At 68.1% G+C, this 13468-nt stretch carries 14 protein-coding genes, 1 tRNA gene and 1 pseudogene; 9 read left to right on the forward strand and 7 right to left on the reverse strand.

Annotation, left to right across the window (positions count from 1 at the left end; genetic code table 11):
• Positions 1-386: 386 nt before the first annotated feature.
• Both AQJ46_RS57340 and AQJ46_RS27975 read right to left on the reverse strand, forming a co-directional pair.
• Positions 387-1286 (reverse strand): annotated as a pseudogene (locus AQJ46_RS57340) (serine/threonine-protein kinase); the annotation flags it as partial.
• 240 nt (positions 1287-1526) lie between these two features.
• Positions 1527-2075, reverse strand: a complete 549-nt coding sequence (locus AQJ46_RS27975; protein WP_059208194.1) for a helix-turn-helix domain-containing protein — start codon at positions 2073-2075, stop codon at positions 1527-1529.
• A 184-nt stretch (positions 2076-2259) separates the two neighbouring features.
• On the opposite strand from AQJ46_RS27975, the gene AQJ46_RS27980 reads away from it, so the two are divergent.
• Positions 2260-2332, forward strand: a tRNA-Ala gene (locus AQJ46_RS27980).
• Between the two features lie 77 nt (positions 2333-2409).
• On the opposite strand, the gene AQJ46_RS27985 is transcribed toward AQJ46_RS27980, so the two are convergent.
• Both AQJ46_RS27985 and AQJ46_RS27990 read right to left on the reverse strand, forming a co-directional pair.
• Entirely contained in the window at positions 2410-3360 is a 951-nt protein-coding gene (locus AQJ46_RS27985) for a glycoside hydrolase family 26 protein (RefSeq protein ID WP_059208195.1), read from the reverse strand.
• A gap of 160 nt (positions 3361-3520) precedes the next feature.
• Positions 3521-4222, reverse strand: coding sequence for a DUF5324 family protein (locus tag AQJ46_RS27990; RefSeq protein WP_059208196.1), 702 nt, complete (start codon positions 4220-4222; stop codon positions 3521-3523).
• A gap of 242 nt (positions 4223-4464) precedes the next feature.
• Here AQJ46_RS27990 and AQJ46_RS27995 point away from each other — a divergent pair, with 242 nt between their 5' ends.
• Complete coding sequence (locus AQJ46_RS27995; protein ID WP_059208197.1) at positions 4465-4998, forward strand: peptidylprolyl isomerase; 534 nt, start codon at positions 4465-4467, stop codon at positions 4996-4998.
• A 104-nt stretch (positions 4999-5102) separates the two neighbouring features.
• Positions 5103-5987 carry a rhomboid family intramembrane serine protease gene (locus AQJ46_RS28000; protein WP_059208198.1) on the forward strand — a complete coding sequence of 295 codons (885 nt, stop codon included), beginning with the start codon at positions 5103-5105 and terminating at the stop codon, positions 5985-5987.
• A 243-nt stretch (positions 5988-6230) separates the two neighbouring features.
• On the opposite strand, the gene crgA is transcribed toward AQJ46_RS28000, so the two are convergent.
• On the reverse strand, positions 6231-6485 hold the full coding sequence (gene crgA / locus AQJ46_RS28005) for a cell division protein CrgA (RefSeq protein ID WP_057609061.1): 255 nt from the start codon (positions 6483-6485) through the stop codon (positions 6231-6233).
• Between the two features lie 140 nt (positions 6486-6625).
• Between crgA and AQJ46_RS28010 the strand changes: the two genes are divergently transcribed.
• Genes AQJ46_RS28010 through AQJ46_RS28030 form a run of 6 tightly spaced genes read left to right on the forward strand, consistent with a single transcriptional unit; the run spans position 6626 to position 10852 of the window.
• Positions 6626-7405 carry a DUF881 domain-containing protein gene (locus AQJ46_RS28010; RefSeq protein WP_079072445.1) on the forward strand — a complete coding sequence of 260 codons (780 nt, stop codon included), beginning with the start codon at positions 6626-6628 and terminating at the stop codon, positions 7403-7405.
• A 27-nt stretch (positions 7406-7432) separates the two neighbouring features.
• Positions 7433-8122 carry a class E sortase gene (locus AQJ46_RS28015; protein ID WP_059208199.1) on the forward strand — a complete coding sequence of 230 codons (690 nt, stop codon included), beginning with the start codon at positions 7433-7435 and terminating at the stop codon, positions 8120-8122.
• Positions 8123-8138: 16 nt separating this feature from the next.
• Positions 8139-8336, forward strand: a complete 198-nt coding sequence (locus AQJ46_RS52520; protein ID WP_199873683.1) for a hypothetical protein — start codon at positions 8139-8141, stop codon at positions 8334-8336.
• Positions 8333-8971, forward strand: coding sequence for an aminodeoxychorismate/anthranilate synthase component II (locus AQJ46_RS28020; RefSeq protein ID WP_057609056.1), 639 nt, complete (start codon positions 8333-8335; stop codon positions 8969-8971). Before AQJ46_RS52520 ends, AQJ46_RS28020 begins: the two co-directional genes overlap by 4 nt.
• Positions 8968-10101 (forward strand): class E sortase, encoded by a 1134-nt coding sequence (locus tag AQJ46_RS28025; protein WP_059208200.1) that lies wholly within the window; start codon positions 8968-8970, stop codon positions 10099-10101. Before AQJ46_RS28020 ends, AQJ46_RS28025 begins: the two co-directional genes overlap by 4 nt.
• 13 nt (positions 10102-10114) lie before the next feature.
• Positions 10115-10852, forward strand: a complete 738-nt coding sequence (locus tag AQJ46_RS28030) for a class E sortase (protein WP_059208201.1) — start codon at positions 10115-10117, stop codon at positions 10850-10852.
• Positions 10853-10917: 65 nt separating this feature from the next.
• Here AQJ46_RS28030 and AQJ46_RS57345 read toward each other — a convergent pair whose 3' ends face one another.
• Entirely contained in the window at positions 10918-11241 is a 324-nt protein-coding gene (locus AQJ46_RS57345) for a hypothetical protein (RefSeq protein ID WP_059208202.1), read from the reverse strand.
• A 102-nt stretch (positions 11242-11343) separates the two neighbouring features.
• On the reverse strand, positions 11344-13338 hold the full coding sequence (gene pknB, locus AQJ46_RS28040) for a Stk1 family PASTA domain-containing Ser/Thr kinase (RefSeq protein WP_059208203.1): 1995 nt from the start codon (positions 13336-13338) through the stop codon (positions 11344-11346).
• Positions 13339-13468: the final 130 nt, after the last annotated feature.

Below are 13468 nucleotides of genomic sequence, written 5' to 3' on the forward strand. Positions count from 1 at the left end.
CGAGACGTCTCGTTGCAGCCCTGGCCGGGCCAGGAAGACGACACGTCCGCCTCGCCGGCACCGGAAGCAACATCGGGGCCAGCACCGAACCCGACACCGGCGCCCGAGCCGGCTCCCGACCCACCACCAGCGCTGGGTCCGGTAGAAGCACCGGAGGCGACGCCGGCACCCGGTCCAGTACCGACCCCACGCCAGTCAGCCGCCCCGTCTCCTCCGCGGACGGCAAAACCCCCCGTGCTTCCTCCGCCCCCGGAAGGCGTCCCGCTCCCTCCGCCGACGCCGGAAGGCTCCCCGCCTGCTCCGCCCCCAAAAGACCCCAGGCCGTCACTGGTCCCGAAGCGCGGATCTCCCCCCGCCCCGGAGACCCCGCTCCGTGTCCGGTTGGGGTCCACGCCCGGGGCTCGCTTGAGGGGGCCTTCCGGGCCGAACCCCGGAGGCACGGGGCCGAGTTGGTCGAAGATTTCGATGGACTCGTCGTCGGGGCCGGGCTCCGGGAGGAGTTCTCTGGCCGCGGCGAGGGCTTTGCGGGCCCCCGTGGCCGTGCGGAAGCGGGCCTGGGGGTCCGGCTGGAGGAGCGAGGCCACGACCTGCCAGAGCGGTTCGGGGACGCTCTGGGGCGCTCCGGGGGTGCCGTGGGCGGCGAAGTACTCGATGAGTGCCTTGGCGTCGGGCTTGGCGCCCTCCAGGAGGTACAGCGCGACCAGGCCGACGGCGAACAGGTCGGCGGGGAAGTCCGGTTCCGCGCCCATCATCTGCTCGGGGGCGAGATAACCGGGCGTGCCCACGACGAGGTTGGTCTCCGTCAGGCGCGGTTCACCCAGCCGCATGGCGATACCGAAGTCGGACAACCGCAGTCGCGGGCGGGCGGTGCCGGTGGCCTCGAGCAGGATGTTGGCGGGCTTGATGTCCCGGTGCACGACGCCTTCCGCGTGCACCGCGGCCAGCCCCGCGAGGAGTTGGTCGAGCAGAGTGCAGACGAAGACCGGTGGCAGGGGGCCGTAGTCCCCGACCAGATGGACCAGCGAGCCGCCGGCGACCAGGTCCATGGTGAACAGGACCTTGTCGTCGTCGGCGGCCCAGCTGGCGGGCGCGAGGACATGGGGGTGATCGATCCGCAGGGCCTGTTCGCGGACGAAGCGCAGCAGAGAGTGCGCGTCGCTCTGCAGCAGCACCTTGGCGGCCACATAGCGGCGGCGCCGGTGGTCCCAGGCACGCCAGACGGCGCCGACGCCTCCGCGTCCGATCGGATCGGCCAGTTCGTACCGGCCGGCGAACACCTCACCCATGACTGCGCGTCGCTCCTCCCCCTGCGGTTACCCCCCTTGCTTCCCCCTCGATGAGCGGTACGACCCCTCGTGGCCTCCCGGATGAGAGATACGGCCCCGTGTTCCTCGTCTCCTCGGAGGCTGACACACCCCCGTGTGTCAGCCCCCCCGGTGAGAAGCGCGACCCCCCGCGCTCCTCCGTGCCGCCTGCGCAGCCCCCGGCCCGGCTGCCGAACCCCCTTCGGCCACCGGGCGGACGGCTCAGTTCTGGTGGGACTGGTAATGCGTGACCGCGTCGGAAGTGCGGCCGGCGCCGTAGACCCGGAGGAACTCTGCCAGTTCCGGATGGGTCGGAGCGAGGGTGTCCGCCGCGTCGATGATGTCTCCGGCGGCAGCTACCGAGCGCAGCAGCGACTGGATCTCACGGACGACCCGCTTGACCGTCGGCGCTCCCGAACTGCTCGTCGTGGTCGTGGTGTTGCTGAGCACCGAGCCCCCCTGCGATTTCTTGATCTCGTCCATGCGCTCGGTCGCCTCGGCCGCGCTCACGCTGCCGTCCGCGACCTGCCCCGCCAGGTCCTGCAGCAGCTGCACCCGCTGGACCACGGCGGGATTGCCGATCTTCGCCCGCTGACCGCTCATCAGCTGAGACAGCATCGGAGCCGACAGCCCCAGCACCGCCGCGAGACGAGCCTGGTTGAGACCAAGGTCGTCTATGAGCTTACGGAAGAGCGCCCCCAGCGGCTCCCCATACCAGTTCCGCTGCAGTTCCCGCGCTCTTGCGGTCGCTTCCTGCTGTGCGGCGTCCATGTGCGTCTCCCCATCGCTTCCCCAAAAATCCGTGGTTCGCGACAGCGAACCACGCCGAGCATCTTACGGAGAGTGGTCGTTCGCGGGGACCCCCAATCCTTTTGCGGAATACTGGGGGTGACCCGGTACTCTGGTCTGCGGCGCCCACCGGTACGTGGTTCTTCCGGCGGACGTTTCTCTTCCCGGGGCCTTAGCTCAGTTGGTAGAGCGCTGTCTTTGCATGGCAGATGTCAGGGGTTCGACTCCCCTAGGCTCCACTTCAGAAAACCCCTCCGACCTGCGCATATGCGGGCGGAGGGGTTTCTCGTGCCCAGGGCCACCGGGCCGCCCCGGCCTACTTCATCAGCGAGCGGTAGACCGCCGACGACCTCGGATGGGCCCGGCAGACCCACACGCCGTGCGGGCAGTAGTCGGTGATGGCCTGGTAGAGGGGGCGCTGCCGGGCGAACCAGGTGAGCATGCCGTACATGTACACCGGGTTGTCGCCGTTCTCGTACAGACCCCACTCCTGGTACGAGAACGGTTTGCCATGGGCGCGGGCGAAACGGACGTGGGCGCGCAGGCCGTACGGCTCGTTCACCTGGTCGGTGAAGCGCAGGCCGCGCGGGGCGTCGTAGGCGTCCATGCCGACGATGTCGACCACCTCGTCGCCCGGATAGCAGCGCGGCCACGGGATCGCGTCACGGCCGCGGTTGGGCGTGAACTCGAAGCGGAAGCGCTGACCGGGTACCGAGCGCATCGCGCGCACGATCCTCCTCCAGTACGCCTTCCACGCGGCCGGGTCCGGGCCACAGCGGTGGGTGTAGGTGGTGCCGTTCATCTCCCAGCCGAGCACCACGATCGTGTCCGGGACGCCGAGAGCCGTCAGCCGGCGCGCCAGGGTGCGGAAATGGCCGTCGTAGTCACCGGCCGCCCCGCGCCGCAGCTCGGTACGGACCGTGCTGTCGGGGAGACCGGCCTCGGTGCGTTCCAGCATCGGCACGTCGAGGACGAACATCCGCCGCGGGTCGGCCCGCCGCCATGACGCCCAGGACTCCAGAAAGCCCGGCGCACCCTCGATGTTGCTCCAGCGGTCGCCGGGCAGATACACATGCCCCACCCGGGGCGCGGGCCCGCCGAGCCAGGCACCGAGCTCGCCGAGACGGCCCACGTCGGCGGGCCCGTAGCCGACGTACGCGCCGTACGCGGAAGCCGCCGAGGGCTTGGGGGCGCGAGCAGTGCAGGCCGAAGCCAGGAGCAGCAGTACGGCGGCCAGGGCGGCCGGCCCACGGCGCGAGGGCTTCATCAGGGCGGCGGTCCATCCGGTGCGGAGACGTGTCCCTGCGAACTGTGGCGCAAGGGAGCCCTGCGAGCCCTACCGCACCGGTCGCGTCACACCGTCGGGTGAACACGACGGTGGGGCGGAAAAACATCCGCCCCACCACTGGTACACGCCGATGTCGGCGTCAGCGCCCTTCGTCGTGCCGCGCGGCGTCCTCCTCGGCCTCCTTCGCCTGGACCTCCGGATCCAGGACGGACTGACCGCTGCCGTCCACGGACGTCAGACGGCCCGTCTCAGGCACCTCGGTCGCGGCTGGCGGCTCGACCAGCCAGTCGGGATTGGCCTGCTTGTCCCACCACTTCCAGGCGGCGAAGGCACCACCCGCCACGAGACCCGCGACCGCCAGCGCCTTGGCAAGGCGTCCTGCACGGGCACGCCGCTCGTGCTTGCGGACCAGCTTCTGGACCTCCTTGGGCGTGATCTGGCCGCGCAGTGCGGCCAGTGCGGCCACGCTCCGGGCCGTGGCCTCATCACGGACCGGACCGGCCGCGGCGACGGCCTGCTCGACCCTCGGACGGGAGTAGTCGGCGGCCTGACGGGCCGCCTTGCGCGTGCGTACGGCAGCCTCATGGGCGGCCTGGTCGACCTTCGGCGGAACATGCGTACGAGCCTGCTCCAGGCGCGGCGCGACATGGGCGCCGTACTGGACACGCGCCTGCTCGGCCGCCTGCGAGACCTTCGGCGCGAGCCGTACGCGTGCCTCCGTCGCGTAGTGCGAGGCCTTGTCCTTGGCCGTGTCGGCGTAGGGCGCCACCACTTCCGCGGCGTGCAGCACGCTGTCCTTCGCCGAGCCGGTCGCGGCGCGCACGCTGTCGATGCGGGTCACGGGATCCTCCTCCTCGGTGGCGTATGGTATTTCGACTTTCCACCCTTTTACGGATCATGCCTGCCGGAGTGCAGCCCGGCACCTGAGGGCGGGCATCCGGATCAATAACGGATGAATACGTGGCAACAGGAGCTTGTCGACGACAATGCCACGGATCGCTGCTCCGCGCCCCTGCCCGGACCCTCCTCGGTCGGATCCGTGCGAGGATCGGTCGGGCACAAGAAGACAACGGAAGGCAGATCGTGGCCGAGCAGCTTTACGCCACCCTGAAGACCAACCACGGCGACATCGAAGTCCGGCTCCTGCCGAACCACGCCCCGAAGACGGTCAGGAACTTCGTCGAACTCGCCCAGGGCGAGCGCGAGTGGACGCACCCGGGCACCGGGGAGAAGTCCACCAAGAGGCTCTACGACGGCACGATCTTCCACCGCGTCATCAGCGGCTTCATGATCCAGGGCGGCGACCCGCTGGGCACCGGCATCGGCGGTCCGGGCTACGAGTTCGAGGACGAGTTCCACCCGGACCTCGGCTTCAACAAGCCCTACCTGCTCGCCATGGCCAACGCGGGCCCCGGCACCAACGGCTCGCAGTTCTTCATCACCGTCTCCCCGACGGCCTGGCTGAACCGCAAGCACACCATCTTCGGCGAGGTCACGGACGCGGCCAGCCAGAAGGTCGTGGACGTCATCGCCGGCGTCAAGACCACCCGCCCCAACGACCGGCCGGTGAACGACGTCGTCATCGAGCAGGTCGTCGTGGAGACCCGCCAGGGCTGAGCCCCGGGCGACACCGCGAAGGGAACCAAACGCCCCGCTCAACCGTAAGGATGAGCGGGGCGGTGCACGTGGGCACGGCGACTCAGGGCGACTTAGGGGATGGCATGAATCAGGAGGCGGGCAGCACGCCGGAGGCCCAGAACCTGCCTGGCTGCTACCGGCACCCGGACCGTGAGACCGGCATCCGCTGCACCCGCTGCGAGCGCCCGATCTGCCCCGAATGCATGGTCAGCGCCTCCGTCGGCTTCCATTGCCCCGAGTGCGTGCGCGACGGGGGCGGCGGCGGACCCGCTCCGGCCGCGGCGAGGCCCCGCACCCTCGCGGGCGGGACGGTGACGGCCGATCCCAGGCTGTTCACGAAGATCCTTATCGGGATCAATGTCGCGGTGTTCATCGCCATCCAGGCCAACGCGTCCCTGGCGGCGGACCTCAGCCTCATCGGTGCCTGGCCGCCGGCGCCGTTCCAGCCCACCGAGGGTGTCGCGGACGGGCAGTACTACCGCCTGGTGACCTCGATGTTCGCCCACGAGCAGTACTGGCACATCGGCTTCAACATGCTGAGCCTGTGGTGGCTCGGCGGCCCGCTCGAAGCGGCCCTGGGCCGCGCGCGCTATCTCGCGGTCTATTTCGTCTCCGGTCTCGCGGGCAGCGCTCTGGCCTATCTGCTGGCCGATCCGGGTACCCAGACGCTCGGCGCCTCCGGTGCCATCTTCGGCCTCTTCGGCGCGACCGCGGTCCTGATGCGCCGGCTCAACTACGATCTGCGGCCGATCATGGCGCTCCTCGTGATCAACCTGATCTTCACCTTCGGCTGGAGCAGCATCTCCTGGCAGGCCCACATCGGCGGTCTGGTTGCCGGTGTCGTCACGGGGTACGCGATGGTCCACGCCCCACGCGAGCGGCGGTCGCTGGTGCAGTACGGCACCTGCGCGCTGGTCCTGCTGGTCATCGTGGGCATGACGCTGTTCAGGACCGCCCAGCTGACCTGAGTCGGCCCGTTGTCCACAGTGAGTGCCGGATCTTGTGCATACAGTGCGGGAACAGCTGTGCCCCCTGCCGCTGACCCATGTTTGAGCAGGTCAGGCAGGGGGCGAACAGGCTTGCGGGGGCTGGTGCGATGGTCGTACCGGCGTCAACGTCCGATGGGTTATCCACAGATCGTCGTCTTTTCCCCAGGTCCTGTGGAAATTGCTCCAGGCTGTGGATAACTCAGCGGATACCCCTGGGGAGAGCTACTTCCACTGGGTGGAGACGCCGAATCCGGCGGCGATGAAGCCGAAGCCCACCACGATGTTCCAGTTGTCCAGAGCGTCGATGGGGAGCGAGCCGTCCGTCACATAGAAGACGACGATCCAGGCGAGCCCGATGAGGAACATGGCCAGCATCACGGGGGCCACCCACGTGCGACTGGTCAGCTTGATGGCGGTCGCCTGCTTCGCCGGTGGCGGCGTGTAGTCGGCCTTCTTGCGGATACGTGACTTCGGCACGAGGGTCTCTCCTGTCGATGCGCTGCGTGGCCGCGCAGGTAACTGGTCGGGCTCGGGGCAGCGTACAAGGGGACACTGAGTGCTCCCCCGGGCGTCCGTTAGCGTAGTGCTTCCGTAGCGCTGAAGGAGATAAGGGTACGTTGAGCAATTCTGCCCACTCACCCCAGTCCGGATCCAGTCCTGTCCGCAGGCGGGGTTTCCGGCCGGTGAGGGTGCTCACGGTGGCCGTCTTCGCTCTCGCGGGACTCATTTTCTTCACGAGTTTCAATACGGCCAAGGGCACCAACATCCGCACGGACGCGTCCCTGCTCAAGCTCTCGGACCTCATCCAGGAGCGCAGCCACAACAACGGTGAGCTCGACGAGTCGAACGGCTCGCTGCGCCGGGACGTCGAGGCACTCGCCGAGCGCGACGACGGCAGCACCAAGGCCGAGGACGACAAGCTCGCCGCCCTGGAGGACAGGGCGGGCACCCAGAAGATCAAGGGGAAGGCGGTCACGGTCACGCTCGACGACGCCCCGCCGAACGCCACCGCCAAGCTCCCCGGCTACCCCGAGCCGCAGCCCGACTACCTGGTCATCCACCAGCAGGATCTCCAGGCCGTGGTCAACGCCCTGTGGAAGGGCGGCGCGCGGGGGATCAAGGTGATGGACCAGCGGCTGATCTCCACCAGCGCCGTGCGCTGTGTCGGCAACACCCTGATCCTCCAGGGCCGCGTCTACTCGCCGCCGTACAAGATCCAGGCGGTCGGTGACCCCGGGAAGCTGAAGCAGGCGCTCGCGGACTCCAAGGCGATCCAGAACTACATGGTCTACGTCAATGTCTACGGCCTTGGCTGGAATGTCGCCGACGACGGCACGGTGACTCTTCCCGGCTACTCGGGCACAGTGGATCTGCAGTACGCCAAGCCCGTGGAGTGAGCACGGGGTGAGTCCCTGGAGCCGCCGGTGCGTGTCGTCGTCAGGACCGTCAGCGAGCTGTGTATCACCGTCGGCGCCCTGATCGTGCTGTTCGTCGCCTATGTGCTGTTCTGGACCGGTGTGAAGGCCGACACCGTCATGGACGACCAGATCGACCAGTTACAGAACCAGTGGTCCAAGGGGAGCGTGCAGCAGCCGAAGGTGACGGCCGGTGCGACGGCGATTCCGGCGGAGCCGGCGCCGTACCGGAGCGGGGAGCCCTTCGCGATCATGTACATCCCGTGGCTTGGTTTCACGTGGAACAAGCCCGTGCTCGAAGGCACCGGGGTCGGCACCCTGAAGAAGGGGCTCGGCCACTACGCGAACACCGCGCAGCTCGGTCAGCAGGGCAACTTCTCGGTCGCCGGGCACCGGCGCACCTACGGGGATCCGTTCAAGGACTTTCCGAAGCTTCGGCGCGGTGACGCGGTCGTCCTGACCGACGGGACCACTTGGTTCACGTATCGGATCGACAAAGGGCCTTACAAAACAGTGCCCACCGACATTGAGGTGATCGATCCTGTGCCACGTAAATCCGGGTACACGCGGCCTGGCCGCTATCTCACGCTGACCACGTGCGATCCGGAGTGGGGACACAGTCACCGGCTGATCGTCTGGGCACACCTGGACGCCACACAGCCTGTGGAGGACGGCAAGCCTGTGGCTCTACGCCGTTAGTCTGGTGCGGTACGGCGTGAGTCTGGTGCCGTGGTGCGACGGAAGGGACGGCATGTACGGCTGGATCTGGCGGCATCTGCCGGGGAACGCATGGGTGAAGGCGTTCCTCTCACTCGTGCTGGTCGTTGCTGTGGTCTACGTCCTGTTCCAGTACGTGTTCCCGTGGGCCGAACCGCTGCTGCCCTTCAACGATGTGACGGTGGACAACCAGTGAGCGCGCGCATTCTCGTCGTCGACAACTACGACAGCTTCGTCTTCAACCTGGTCCAGTACCTCTATCAGCTGGGCGCGGAGTGCGAGGTGCTGCGCAACGACGAGGTGTCGACGGCGCACGCCCAGGACGGCTTCGACGGCGTCCTGCTCTCGCCCGGCCCCGGTACACCGGAGGAGGCCGGGGTCTGCGTCGAGATGGTGCGTCACTGTGCCGCGACCGGGGTGCCCGTCTTCGGCGTCTGCCTGGGCATGCAGTCGATGCAGGTGGCGTACGGCGGTGTCGTGGACCGTGCTCCCGAGCTGCTGCACGGCAAGACCTCCCTGGTCGAGCACGAGGGCCGGGGCGTCTTCGCCGGGCTGCCGACGCCGTTCACGGCGACCCGGTACCACTCCCTGGCCGCCGAGCCAGCGACGGTCCCGGCCGAGCTGGAGGTCACCGCGCGGACGCACGACGGGATCGTCATGGGGCTGAGGCACCGTGAACTGCCGGTCGAGGGCGTGCAGTTCCACCCGGAGTCGGTGCTGACGGAGCACGGGCACCTGATGCTGGCCAACTGGCTGGTGGAGTGCGGGGACCAGGGCGCGGTGGCGAGGTCGGTGGGGCTCGCCCCGGTGGTGGGCAGGGCCACGGCGTGACGGCCCTGCGCCCCGAGCGCGAGGACTTGTACGGCGACGCGTCGTACGAGTCCTACGGTGGCGATGCCTACGGCGGGGAGTCCTTCGGCGGTGGTTCCTACGCCGAGAAGCCCTACGCCGAGGAGCCGCGCGTCGAGGAGCCGTACGCCGAGGGGTCTTTCGGTGGGGCGCCTTCGGGTGGCGGGTCGGCGCCGTACGTGCCACCGGCCGATGACGAGACGGTGGCGCTGCGTATCCCTGATCCGCCGCCGCCCTCCATATCCGCCTCTGCGGCCTCTTCCGTCACATCCGCCACTGGATCCCCACGCGGCGGCCGCGCGGCCCGCAGAAAGGCCGCCAAGGGCCGTCATGGACGTCATGGTGGCGGAGCCGCCGCCGAGTCGTTGTCCGAACAGGAGTCGCCGGACGGGAAGCCGCTCTCCCGGATCGAGGCCCGTCGGCAGGCAAAGGCACGCAAACCCGGCGCGGCCGTCGTCGTGAGCCGCGCGCTCGGTGAGGTGTTCATCACCACCGGCGTCTTGATGCTGCTGTTCGTCAGCTACCAGCTGTGGTGGACGAATGTGCGGGCGCACGCGCAGGCGGACAAGGAGGCCAGCAGCCTCCAGAACGACTGGGCGAGCGGCAAGGGGGCGCCGGGCACCTTCGAGCCGGGTCAGGGCTTCGCCCTGCTGCACATTCCCAAGCTGGACGTTGTGGTGCCGATAGCCGAGGGCGTCAGCAACAAGAAGGTCCTCGACAAGGGCATGGTGGGCCACTACAGCGAGGGTGCGCTGAAGACGGCGATGCCCGACGCCAAGACCGGCAACTTCGCCCTCGCCGGGCACCGCAACACCCACGGCGAGCCCTTCCGTTACATCAACAAGCTCTCCCCGGGCGACGCGATCGTCGTCGAGACGCAGGACGACTACTTCGTCTACAAGATGACGTCGACGCTGCCGGTGACGGCTCCGAGCAACACGAGTGTGATCGACCCCATCCCCAAGGGATCCGGTTTCAGCACGGCCGGCCGCTACATCACTCTCACCACCTGCACGCCGGAGTTCACCAGCAAGTACCGGTTGATCGTCTGGGGCAAGATGGTCGAGGAACGGCCGCGCAGCAAGGGCAAGCCGGATGCGCTCGTCCAGTAAGGGCAGATGACTAGTGGCAGCGACCACCGAGCAAGAGCAGAACACCGGCACTCCAGCGCCGCGTCGCCGCGGCCCAGGCCGGATCGCCATGGCGGTCGGCGTCTTCGGTGAACTCCTCATCACCGCGGGCCTGGTGCTCGGCCTGTTCGTCGTCTACTCGCTGTGGTGGACGAATGTCGTCGCGGACCGCGCGGCGGACAAACAGGCCGACAAGGTGCGCGACAGCTGGACCGAGCGGACCACCGGCGGTCCCGGTGCGCTGGACACCAAGAACGGCATCGGCTTCCTGCACGTCCCCGCGATGAAGAACGGCGAGGTCCTGGTCGAGAAGGGCACCTCGACGAAGATCCTCAACGACGGTGTGGCCGGCTACTACACCGACCCGGTCAAGGCCACGCTGCCCACCGGCGGCAAGACGGGCAACTTCTCCCTTGCCGCCCACCGCGACGGCCACGGCGCGAAGTTCCACAACATCGACAAGGTCAAGAAGGGCGACCCGATCGTCTTCGAGACCAAGGACGAGTGGTACGTCTACAAGGTCTACGCCGTCCTCGCCGAGACCTCGAAGTACAACGTCAAGGTCCTCGGGCAGATCCCCAAGGAGTCCGGCAAGAAGAAGGCGGGCCACTACATCACGTTGACGACGTGCACGCCGGTGTACACCTCGCGGTACCGGTATGTGGTCTGGGGTGAGCTGGTGCGTACCGAGAAGGTGGACAGCGAGCGGACGCTGCCGAAGGAACTGACCTAGCATGAGGGAGGCCCGAAGCCGCAACTTTCTCTTGCGGCTTCGGGCCTCTTTGCGTCAGGCCGTGCCTACTGCAGGACTTCCAGTGGTTCCCCGGCGTTCCACTGCTCCAGCAGGCCACGGTGTACGACGGTGATCCCGGTCTCGGTGGCGATGCTCAGGGCTTCCGAGGTGAACGGGCACGTGGCCACGAAGAGCGCCACCTCCGCGCTGTGGAGAACCTTGGCCGCCCCGACGAACCTCTGCATGTCGGGGCTGACTGCGACCTCGAAATAGGCCGCCACCATCGCCGTGGTCACATGCATCCCGTCCGGCAGCAGCGACAGTGCTGTGACCTTGTCGAGTACGTCCGTGCGTCCGAGCACGCCGTGGCGCAGGCTCTTCGACTCCACCAGTGCCTATTCGTTGATCACGTTCTGCCAGATGTGAGACCACCGGAGCGTGAAAGAGGTGGGCCGGGTGAACCGGCCCACCTCTTTCGTTCGGGCGGATGGTCAGCCGTTTCCGCCTCCGAAGAAGCCTCCGCCGTTGTTGCCGCCGTTGTTGTTGCCACCGCCGACGCTCACCGTGGCCAGGGTGATCTGGGTGTTGCCCGGGTCGTCGGCCTCGTCGCCCGCGTTCGGGTTCTGCTGGGCCACGAGCGCGGTGTCGCTCTGGTCGCTGCCGTTCGCGAACTGGATGTTCGTGAAGCCGGCGTTGTTGAGTATCTGCCGGGCCTGGGCGACCGTCTGGCCGACGACGTTCGGGACCTCGGTCTTGTCGGCCGGCTTGCCGATCTGGATGTTGACCGACGAGTTCTTGTCGGCCTGGGTGCCGGCCTGCGGCGAGGTCGCGATGACCTTGCCGATCTTGCTGGTGTCGTTGGTCTCCACCTCGGTGCAGTTGCCGACGAGGTTGTTCGCCTGCATCTGTGCCCTGGCGTCGTCACAGGATTGGCCGATGACGTCCGGGACTGTGGACTTCTCCTCGGGCTTGGCGATGGTGAGGGTGATGGTGGAACCCTTCTCCACCTCTTCGCCGAGCTCCGGGTCCTGGTTCAGGACGGTGCCCTCCTTCTCGGTGGACACCTCCTGCTTGGTCTTGACGACGAACTGGTACTTGTCGTCCTGCAGCGTCTCCGTGGCCTGGTCGATGTCCTGGCCGAGGACACTGGGGACGGCCACCTTGGGTGCCCCGGTGGACACCACGATGCTGACGGCGGACTGCTTGTCGACCGTCTGGCCGCTCGCCGGGTCCTGCGAACAGACATTGCCCTTGGCCGTGTTCTCGCAGGGCTTCGGGGTGATCTGACCGAGCTTGAGGTCGCTGTTGGTCAGCAGTTTCTCCGCGTCGGCCTGCGACTGGTTGACGAGGTTCGGCACCTTCACGGTGTCGTTGCCCGCACCGCCGCCGCTGAAGATCCATTTGCCGATCAGGATCGCGCCGACGAGCACCAGGACACCCGCCACCACCAGCAGGATCGTCGAGGTGTTCGACTTCTTCTGGCGGCGCCGGTCGGGGCGGTCGTCGTAGCCGAAGCCGCCGTCGTCCGGGCTCATGGGCGGCAGCATGGTCGTGGCGCCCGCGTCGGCGCGCAGGGCGGTGGTCGGCTGGTCGTCCGGGTAGCCGCCGTAGCCCACCGAGCCCATCGCGGCGGTGGCCGCGACCGGCTGGCCGTCGAGGCAGGCCTCGATGTCGGCGCGCATCTCGTCGGCCGACTGGTAGCGGTAGTTCGGGTCCTTGACCAGGGCCCTGAGGACGATGGCGTCCATCTCGGGCGTGATCTCCGGGTCGAAGACCGACGGAGGCTGTGCCTCCTCGCGTACGTGCTGGTACGCGACGGCCACCGGGGAGTCGCCCACGAAGGGCGGCCGGACCGTCAGCAGCTCGTAGAGGAGACAGCCGGTGGAGTAGAGGTCCGACCTTGCGTCGACCTGTTCGCCCTTGGCCTGCTCCGGTGAGAGGTACTGGGCGGTGCCGATCACGGCGGACGTCTGGGTCATCGTCATGCCGGAGTCGCCCATGGCGCGGGCGATGCCGAAGTCCATCACCTTGACCTGGCCGTTGCGCGTGAGCATGACGTTGGCCGGCTTGATGTCCCGGTGGACGATCCCGCTGCGGTGCGAGTACTCCAGCGCCTGGAGGATCCCGATGGTCATCTCCAGGGAGCGCTCCGGCAGCAGCTTGCGGCCGGAGTGCAGCAGCTCACGGAGCGTGGAGCCGTCGACGTACTCCATGACGATGTACGGGATCGAGACCCCGTCGATGTAGTCCTCGCCCGTGTCGTAGACCGCCACGATCGCGGGATGGTTGAGCGAGGCGGCCGACTGGGCCTCCCGGCGGAACCGGGCCTGGAAGGACGGATCACGCGCGAGGTCCGCGCGCAGCGTCTTCACCGCCACCGTGCGGCCGAGGCGCGTGTCCATGGCGAGGTAGACCTCCGCCATGCCACCACGGCCGAGCACCTGGCCCAGCTCGTACCGGCCGCCGAGGCGACGCGGCTCTTCCATAGCTTCCTACCAGCCCTCTCCGTCGGTCCCGACGAACACGTGTGTGCCGTCGGAGGCTGCACTCCGGGCCTACCGTACCCGGCTAGCTTTGTGTGACCTGGCCAAGTGCGTCACCCGATACAGGACCGGT

Source organism: Streptomyces canus, assembly GCF_001514145.1.
In the GTDB taxonomy this organism is placed as follows: domain Bacteria; phylum Actinomycetota; class Actinomycetes; order Streptomycetales; family Streptomycetaceae; genus Streptomyces; species Streptomyces canus.

Coding starts and splice junctions, on each gene's coding strand:
- AQJ46_RS28000 (WP_059208198.1), top strand. CDS start 5,103: ATGAATCAGGAGGCGGGCAGCACGCCGGAGGCCCAGAACCTGCCTGGC.
- pknB (WP_059208203.1), bottom strand. CDS start 13,338: ATGGAAGAGCCGCGTCGCCTCGGCGGCCGGTACGAGCTGGGCCAGGTG.
- AQJ46_RS27985 (WP_059208195.1), bottom strand. CDS start 3,360: ATGAAGCCCTCGCGCCGTGGGCCGGCCGCCCTGGCCGCCGTACTGCTG.
- AQJ46_RS27975 (WP_059208194.1), bottom strand. CDS start 2,075: ATGGACGCCGCACAGCAGGAAGCGACCGCAAGAGCGCGGGAACTGCAG.